This is a genomic window from Nostoc sp. (genome assembly GCF_036917615.1).
In the GTDB taxonomy this organism is placed as follows: Bacteria; Cyanobacteriota; Cyanobacteriia; order Cyanobacteriales; family Nostocaceae; genus Nostoc.
Map to the genome: position 1 here is coordinate 46,934 of NZ_JBALCZ010000088.1, position 9,626 is coordinate 56,559.

The following is a 9,626-nucleotide window of genomic DNA, read 5'->3' on the forward strand; positions in this document are numbered from 1 at the left end:
GTTTTGGGATATACCTTAAATAATTCTGTTAACTTCTCTCACTGAACCGAAGTTTAGGAGAACAAGACAGACAAAACTATAGACGCGAGATGTTACGTCTTGGATACTTATAAAAGCGACTTGGTCGCGTCTTTATATTTTGTACTGATGACAGTGATGATGACTTCCGTGTTAACACTAGCTTTGTCGAAGTGTATTACGAAAGATAAAGGTTTATAGTTTAATGTATTCTCGGATGAGAACAAGGAACAGGGTAATAATCTTTGCAATACTCCATAATTAATACTTAGAGGATGTTTGAAAAGTATTAGGCGAATAGAATTCGATACTATACAAGCCTTAGCGTAGCCTCCCGTAGGGAAGTCCACGGAGGTAGACTAATACAAAATGAAGGGTTTTTAACCCACGGAGGTGGGTTTTGTCTGTATAGCCAAGCCAGTACCTTGGGCGAGCAATGCCCGATTTGTCCCTTGCGCGTCTCCCCGCAGGAGTTGCACCTGGCGCACGACTTCTAGTCGCCAGGGCTAGTAATAAATTAGACTTTTCAAACATCCTCTTAAAGAAGAAGTCAGAATTCAGAATTCAGCAATACTTAAGGAGTACTTTTTAGATAAATGCAGGGAAATTTAAATGAAATTGATATTTGCAGTATCCTGCAATTGATTGAGTTGGGACAGCGAACTGGGCAACTATGGGTAGAAGCTCATAGCTCTCACCATAACAACAAACTGGGTGGAGACGGAGTAAGCATTTTTCGCCCCAAACAACAGTCTTGGTTCGTCTTTTTCCTGAATGGTCAAATTATTTATTGCCAAGAAGGTGAAAGTAGTTTGTCCAGAATTAGCGATTATTTACGTTATTACCGAGTTGAGACGCGACTCACCGACAAACAAATTGCCTCCCTACCATCAACCGATGCGCCAGAGTATGCCTATCTTTGGGCACTTTTAGAGCGGAATATCATCAACCCAAAGATCGCTGGTAGTATTATTCACGGCTTGGTGCATGAAACCCTTTTTGATCTGTTGAGCTTACACCAAGGTAACTTCATTTTCCATCAGGGTGCGGCACTTGCCCCGCAATTAAACACTTTCGAGATTGCTCCTTTTGTGACAAAAATTACGAAGCAGGTGCAAGAGTGGAAGCAACTGTATCCACACATTCAGTCTCCAGAACAATTGCCATTGCTATCTGACAAAGTTCAGCTACAATCTTCCCTACCAGAAGCAACCGTAAATAAGCTACAACATTGGGCTGATGGTAAAACATCCTTGCGTCAATTGGCTCGCTATCTCAACCGAGACATTTTGACAGTCGCTAAGGCAATATATCCATATGTGCAAGAGAGTTGGCTACAACTAGTATATTCAGAGACAAATAAACCAGATATCCACACGGGTAGCGGGGAATTGAAGGGAAAACACAGGGGGCGGATAGTATGTATTGACGATGCGATCGCCATCGGTGAGACTGTAAATTCCATCTTACAACCACAAGGTTATGAAGCGATCACCCTTACCAATCCCTTAGAAGCGCTCACTCTGGTTTTTCAACTCAAACCAGATTTAATTTTATGCGATATTACCATGCCGGAATTGGAGGGGTACGAGGTTTGCGCCATGCTGCGACATTCAACAGCATTTCGGCTCATACCGATTATCATGCTTACTGTTAAAGATGGATTTATTGATCGAGTCAAAGCTAGGATGGTCGGGGCAACCGATTATCTAACAAAACCATTTACAGACACTGAGTTACTTATGCTTATAGAGAAATATATCAACAACCAATGAAAATTGGGCATGGGGGAGGCAGTGCGGTCTTCTCCCTTGACGTTAGCCTCTCCCTTTGGGACGAAGGGGAGACGCCAAAGGCGATAGCGGAGCGTTAGCGAGTCTGCGAGCGTCTGGGGTTTCCCCAAGTAGAGCAACTGCCGTCATGGGGCAGAAGAACTTTAGATTATATATTTTGGATTTTGGATTGAACAATCTAAAAGACGCTAGATGACTCTCGAACGCGAACAGCGTCTCCAAAGGAGAAGAGAAGGTATGCCGTACTCCTACTCAAAAGCTAGCTAGCAAGAGTGTTTTTGTTAAGAGAAGGCTTTACGCTACGCTATTGCAAATCCAAAATTGAGGGGGCATGGGGCACATAAAGAGATCCAAGATTTGTTGATCTACTAAAAGATCAGGTAAAAGATGTTATCACAGAGTCAGCCAACTCAGTGAAATCTCAATATCCAGGAAAATAGTGAAACCATAGAATTAATTTATACAGTTAATACTTGCGGAGGAATCAGGGAATGTTCCAAATAGGAACGTCTACATCAGGAGGTAAATAGACATTTATGAGTACAGTTCTGATTGTGGAAGACAGTATCGCGCAAAGGGAGATGATTACAGACCTCCTGAAAGCTACTGGACTAACAGTGACCCATGCTAGTGACGGATTAGAAGCATTAGAGGCAATTCAAATAGCACCTCCCGATTTAGTGGTATTGGATATTGTCATGCCCAGGATGAACGGCTACGAAGTTTGTCGGCGGTTAAAATCCGATCCAAAAACCCAAAATGTCCCTGTGGTTATGTGTTCTTCCAAAGGTGAAGAATTTGATCGCTATTGGGGCATGAAGCAGGGTGCAGACGCCTATATAGCCAAACCGTTTCAACCAACCGAGTTGGTGGGAACAGTCAAACAACTGCTGCGAGGATAAGGATAAAAGCAATATGGTCAGCAAACCGGACTTTTTAAGTGGCAGTGGTCAAGACCATTTCCGACCTGAATTACAAGTAGAAAGTCCTGAAGGTGAGTTACATTTGAGGTTTTACATTCCCTCGCATCAGGAGTTTGCACTACAAGCAACTGGCATCCGGGAGGTAATTGAACTAAGTCCTGATAGAATCACCCCGATTCCTAATGCTTCTCCTTTACTTTTGGGTACTCTAAATTTACGAGGTCGAGTTATTTGGGTGGCTGATTTGGGTCAATTTCTTGGGGAAGCAAGTGCATTAAACACGGATAGAGCTGAAATTCCGGTGATTGCCATTGAAGAGCAAGACACAATAGTGGGTTTAGCAGTAGAGGAAATCGGTGGTATGGACTGGTTGGATGTCCAGAATCTCATGCCACCAACAACTGTTCCAGATACTATGGCTCCCTTTTTACGTGGAGAGTGGTTATTACGTGCTAAAAATAATCAGTGTCTACGACTGCTCGATCAAATGGCAATTTTACGGAGTGCGCGGTGGGCAGGATGAAATTGGAGGAGGAAATGGCAGCAAGTATTGATAATTACGAGCCAACATATCAACAGGCGATGACCGCCTATGTTCAAAGGAATTATGAGGTTGCCGCCACTTTAGTTGACCAAGTGGTGCAAAATTTACCAAATGACCCCAATTCCCATTTGTTACGGGGTCACATCTACTATGTTTTGCAGCAGTACGATGTAGCAAAAGAAGAATATCAACAGGTATTACGCTTGACTGACGAGCAAGAAATTATTGGTTTTGCCAATAATGGAATTGAGAATATCAACCAATATTTACAGTCATTCAGTGGGGAGATTGATACATCAGGAAGTCAAAAGCAAATAAATTCCTCAGAGATGTCTGATGCAGTGGCATATAGCGAACAAGAATTAGAAAATTTGGGCGCTAGTGAGGAGTTTGACAGCAAGAATCTTGATTTGAACTTTTTTGGAGAGCATGAAGAAACTGTGAATGGCATTGAAGATATATCTTCAAAAAGTCCATTTGACATACCCACAGAAGACAGTATTGGATCGGTAAAAATATCAGATTCTTCTACAGCTTTTGGGGACGACCCTTTTGCCTTGAATGAAGAATCACAGGAACAAGAGTCAAATAGTAACAGTCGGGAGGAGAAAACAGAATTAGAGTTACCTGCTTTTTGGCAGGAAGATATGTCAGAAGATAGTCTGGAAGAATCATTAGTAAATAGTCAATCTTCAGATAATCGGAAAAATTCTAACCCCGAAAATTCAGCTATTGACAAGAATAACTCTTCATCTTCTAATTCCCAAACTGGTAATAGCGAAAATGATTTACCTGATTTGTTGAGTCAATCAAAGTCTCAAGAGCTTAGTATTGGAAATTTAGAATATAAAAAATCTAGTTTTAGAGACGAAACTTTACTGATTGTTGATGAAGAACTTAGAAATGGTTCGTCAATAACAAATAACTTGGAATACAGCAGTCAAGATAATTTGTCAGAAACCGAAGCACATAATTGGTTGGAACCAAAAGGTTTGGGAGAAAAGTCAGCTTTTGAGCCTGATTTGTCTGATGATTCTTCATCTTTCAGCAGCAATATACCTTTGGAAGAAAAGCAGTTTAAATCAGGTAAAGTCAGCGATAAAAATAGCTTTGATGATGATGAAAATTTTGATATGGAAGCATTTGAGTCTGCCTTTGGCTCAGAGGGTTTAAGCTCTTATGAAGATTCAAACAATATACTAAATGGGGAAAATTCTAAGAGCAATATCGAGTTTTTAGATGACTTTGAGGAATTTGACGATTTAGGCAACATTCCAGGGTTTGACCTGATCGAAGGAGATTCTAAGTTCAGTGATCCAGCAATACATTCTGCTCCATTAGAAACTAGTGGTACTGGCCACCTTCAAAGCGCAGAGGCTTTTTTAAGTAATGCAGCTAGCGATCGCGAAGAAGAACTATTCTCGATGACTGGTTCACATGAAGCAGTTCCAGTCTTTAGCCAAACAGATGTCTCCAAACAAGAACCCAACGTCAGCATCGAGCAAGGATGGTTAGCACCATTAGAGAATGCCTCCATAGAAAGGAAACAATGGTTAATTGCTGGAAGTGTAGGCATTGTCTCGGCGCTGGTTGTAGCCACAGTTAGCTTTGTCGCCACCACATTTTCGCCACCCCAACAACGAGAATCAGTACGAAACACAGGTTGGGCAATGTCACTAGCAGCTGGGATTGCCGGATTTACCACCGCAGGCTTCATGGGGAATCTTGCGCTCAAACAAATTCGGCGCACAACCAATGATCTGCAAACTCAGTTTGAAGCTGTACGCCAAGGAAATCTGAATGCTCAAGCCACAGTGTTTTCCGAAGATGAATTGGGGCATTTATCCACTGGCTTTAATGAAATGGCGCGAGTAATTTTCACGACGACAAGTGAAGCCCAACGGAAAGCCGATGAACAAGAGGAAGCCAAAGAAAACCTGCAACGTCAGGTGATTCGCCTATTGGATGATGTAGAAGGAGCTGCAAGAGGAGATTTAACAGTCCAAGCTGAAGTGACAGCCGACGTACTGGGAGCCGTAGCTGACGCCTTTAACCTGACAATTCAAAACCTGCGGGATATTGTCCAACAGGTAAAAGTGGCAGCCAAGGATGTGACAAAAGGTGCAACCAACTCCGAAACCTTTGCTAGAGCCTTATCTGGTGATGCTTTGCGGCAAGCAGAAGAATTGGCAGTGACGCTGAATTCTGTACAGGTAATGACTGACTCGATTCAGCGGGTAGCAGAGGCGGCGCGGGAAGCTGAAACCGTTGCCCGTGATGCTAGTACGATCGCTCTCAAAGGTGGAGAAGCAGTAGAAAATACTGTGGCGGGGATTTTAGAAATTCGAGAAACCGTTGCCGAAACCACTCGAAAAGTGAAGCGGTTGGCGGAATCTTCCCAAGAAATTTCTAAAATTGTGGCGTTGATTTCTCAGATTGCTTCGAGAACAAACTTGCTAGCACTCAATGCTAGTATTGAGGCGGCAAGGGCGGGAGAAGCTGGACGCGGGTTTGCGATTGTCGCAGATGAAGTGCGCCAGCTAGCAGATAAATCTGCTAAATCCCTGAAGGAAATTGAACAAATTGTGATGCAAATCCAAAGTGAAACAGGCTCTGTAATGACCGCAATGGAAGAAGGCACACAACAAGTAATTAAAGGGACAAAATTGGCAGAAGAAGCCAAGCGATCGCTCGAAAACATTATTCAAGTGGCGAATCGCATCGATATTCTTGTGCGCTCCATTACCAGCGACACTGTGGAACAGACTGAAACCTCCCGCGCCGTCGCTCATGTAATGCAATCAGTAGAACTCACCGCGCAAGAAACTTCCCAGGAAGCACAGCGAGTTTCAGGTGCCCTACAACACTTAGTAGGTGTATCCCGTGACTTGATCGCCTCCGTTGAACGTTTCCGAGTGGAAACTATGGAAAGCAGATAAATTGTCATTTGTCCTTTGTCCTTTGTTATTTGCTAATGACCAATGACCAATGACCAATGACCCATGACCAATGACTAATGACTAAAAAACTATGCTGCCGGAACAACAACAGCGGATTTTAGGTTACTTTATCGAAGAAGCTAGAGATCACCTGAATACCATTGAGCAGGGGTTGCTGAATTTACAGGGTACCTTGAACGACCCGGAAATGATCAGTGAAGTCTTCCGGGCGGCTCACTCCATCAAAGGAGGAGCGGCGATGCTTGGATTGACTAGCATCCAGCATACCTCCCACCGTCTGGAAGATTGTTTCAAAGTTCTCAAAGATCATCCGGTTCAGATTGACCAAAAGTTAGAGTCTTTATTTCTTGGTGTATCTGATACCCTGAAATCGCTGTTAGAGCATTTGAGTGGGCCATTTGGTCTTTCTGAAGATGCAGCTAATACTTTGATGTCAGAAACTGAGCCAGTCTTTCAATGGCTGTATCAGCATCTGGAACTACTTGTAGAACAAGGAAAAAGTGGAGTAGCCAGCAATCCTTCGGCAACAGAACTACACACAACCTCTGTAGATAATGTCTCCACACTTACAGAACTTTTCCTGCGGCGAGATATTCCCAGTTTGGCAGAAGACACTCATCAGGAATCTCCAGAAATATCTTTCTCGGTAGCACCCCAGGAGGTGCGAGACGCTCGCTTTGAGACGCTAGGCGTAGCTCGCTTAAGAGAAGGGGTAGGCGGACTCGTTGGTGCAGCCCAAGGTAAAGAAGAGGCTGCGCTATCCCCAGTCACCGCCAAAGAAAATAATAATTGGGGCGAATTTCAAGCCCAGGTGCTGCAAAGACTGCGGGAAATGTTGCAACTGTTTAAGCAAACCACAACACCCTCAACTCGACAAAACCTTCAGCAATGCTGTTACCAATTAGTCAAACTTGGTGAGACTTGGAATTTGTCCAAGTGGTGTGGTTTGTGTCAAGCAGCAGCCAGTGCGATCGGCAATCCCGAAAATACTTATCTGACTTTAGCTAAAATTGTCATTACCGAAATCAAGCAAGCTCAAGAATTAGTCCTGCAAGGTAGGGAAGCTGAAATTGCAATTAGTCAGCAACTAGAAGCACTTTTGAGCTTTGCAGAAATTGAGTTATTAGAAATTACCCCTGATTTGGTTGATGAACAGTCTGCGGCTTTGACAGAATCATTAACTGCCTCAGAGCCAATTCTATCTGGTAATACCAAGCCGTTAGTCATAACTAACCTAGCCCAGACAACTGAGGAACTGAATCTAGACGAGGATACTAGCGTTCGCCCCTATCTTCAATTCCAAGGGACACCACTAAACGCTGCAACTCACACTAGTCTTACTTTCACCGCACATGAGGAAGCACATCCAATCAGTAGCAATCTTGACTCCAATGGGCCAGAGGTAGGAATAGCTGAGTTAAATACGCTTGCTGATTTATTTGAAGGTGAAACTCCCGAACTAGATGAAACCTGGCATCAAGAAGAAACCTTAGATATTATTGACACCGATGACTTTGGAATTGATTTCAGCAGCAGTGAGACTGAGGCTGCTGATGGCGATTTATCCGATTTACTCTCCTTTGATCAAGACATAAGTAACCAGCAGCACTCAACAAGCACAGCCACGACAGAAGATTTATCCCTGTTATTTGGGGACAATTTCCTAGAAAAGGAGAATTCAGAACCGCAAAATCAACAAACATCTGCTACGACTCTAGAGTTGAGCGATATTAACGTACCTAATAGAAATTTAGACTCTTATTCTCCCGAAACTTTACAAGAATTTACTGAGATTTCTAGTGATATAAACCAGCCTCCTGGGGAGATTGTCCAAAATAGTGTCAACAAAAACGATGTGGTTGAAGATTTATTGACACTGGCACTAGAAGATGATGATACAGAACTATTGCCTACAGGCGAAGTGACTCAACCAGAAACAGAGGCGTTCGCCAGTGTGGAACTATCTACCAACCAACAAAACAGTTTTGATAACTTATTCTTAGAAACTAGAAATGCAAATTGGGTAGAAGAAACTATCCCTAGTGACTACATAAAATTACCCCAGCAAACAGGCTTGTCTTTGCACAACCTGTTTGCTGAAATGGAAGAACAGACACTACTGCCTACAAGTGAACCAGAAATCGGCGATTTATTTGATACATCTCCAGCAACAGCACCTGAGTTTTCTCAATCAGAAAATGATCTGAGCAACTTCTGGAACCAGGAAACCACAGAGGAACTGGACGAATTTGATTCCTTAATTGAACAGAATGTGGAAAGGGCGTTAGATGAAAGTTTGTTTACTGCGGCGAATGATGATATTTTTGCCGACAGTCAGCAGCCCATACCTTCTCCTATAGCCAGTTTTAACATAGAAGAAGATTTTGATATCAATTTCCAGCACCAAGAGCAGCTAGATTTGATATCCTCATCAGATTCTGGAGATGATTTGTTTGATGAGTTAGCACCGAGTAACTCAACTATTCTCCCTGTAATCAAAGATGCCTCCACGCCGGAAACGCCTTTGTTGGCGCGGCATCCAGGGGAGGAAATTCTCAGACTGCAACAACCAGAAGCTTTAGATTTTGTTCCTGAATTTACTAATCAGCCTCCAGAGATATCTGCTGTTGATCTGGAACTTAATTCATTCAGCTCTTTCGATGAAAACAGCGATGAAAATTCGCAACTGCTGTTTGAAGATGTAGCCACAGATAACTCCACCTACATTCAGATGTACACCACAGATAATACTGTGGATGAACAAGAAGCTAGAGAAACTTCTCTAGATATTAATTTTGGGGAAACTTCAGATTTAATATCACCCCAAGCACAGCCAGGTAATTTGTTCGGCTCTTTCGATGAAAATCCGCAACTGCTGTTTGAAGATGTAGCCACAGATAACTTCACCTACATTCAGATGGACACCACAGATAATACTGTGGATGAACAAGAAGCTAGAGAAACTTCTCTAGATATCAGTTTTGGGGAAACTTCAGATTTAGTATCATCCCAAGCACAGCCAGGTGATTTATTCGGCTCTTTCGATGAAAATCCGCAACTGCTGTTTGAAGATGTAGCCACAGATAACTCCACCTACATTCAGATGTACACCACAGATAATACTGTGGATGAACAAGAAGCTAGAGAAACTTCTCTAGATATTAATTTTGGGGAAACTTCAGATTTAATATCACCCCAAGCACAGCCAGGTAATTTGTTCGGCTCTTTCGATGAAAATCCGCAACTGCTGTTTGAAGATGTAGCCACAGATAACTTCACCTACATTCAGATGGACACCACAGATAATACTGTGGATGAACAAGAAGCTAGAGAAACTTCTCTAGATATTAATTTTGGGGAAACTTCAGATTTAATATCACCCCAAGCA

General features: G+C 42.7%; 5 protein-coding genes. All 5 read left to right on the forward strand.

The features are described from left to right. Nucleotides 1-614: 614 nt before the first annotated feature. Nucleotides 615-1,793 (forward strand): response regulator, encoded by a 1,179-nt coding sequence (locus V7K85_RS32770; protein ID WP_334820323.1) that lies wholly within the window; start codon nucleotides 615-617, stop codon nucleotides 1,791-1,793. Nucleotides 1,794-2,347: 554 nt separating this feature from the next. Continuing rightward, the gene (locus V7K85_RS32775) at nucleotides 2,348-2,713 is read left to right on the forward strand and encodes a response regulator transcription factor (protein WP_069073698.1); all 366 of its coding nucleotides are present in this window, start codon (nucleotides 2,348-2,350) and stop codon (nucleotides 2,711-2,713) included. A gap of 13 nt (nucleotides 2,714-2,726) precedes the next feature. Next, nucleotides 2,727-3,257 carry a chemotaxis protein CheW gene (locus tag V7K85_RS32780; RefSeq protein ID WP_334689033.1) on the forward strand — a complete coding sequence of 177 codons (531 nt, stop codon included), beginning with the start codon at nucleotides 2,727-2,729 and terminating at the stop codon, nucleotides 3,255-3,257. A 14-nt stretch (nucleotides 3,258-3,271) separates the two neighbouring features. Beyond that, nucleotides 3,272-6,217 (forward strand): methyl-accepting chemotaxis protein, encoded by a 2,946-nt coding sequence (locus tag V7K85_RS32785; protein ID WP_334820325.1) that lies wholly within the window; start codon nucleotides 3,272-3,274, stop codon nucleotides 6,215-6,217. 91 nt (nucleotides 6,218-6,308) lie between these two features. Then, nucleotides 6,309-9,626: Hpt domain-containing protein (locus V7K85_RS32790; protein WP_334820327.1), on the forward strand; the 3,318-nt coding region annotated here is incomplete at its 3' end.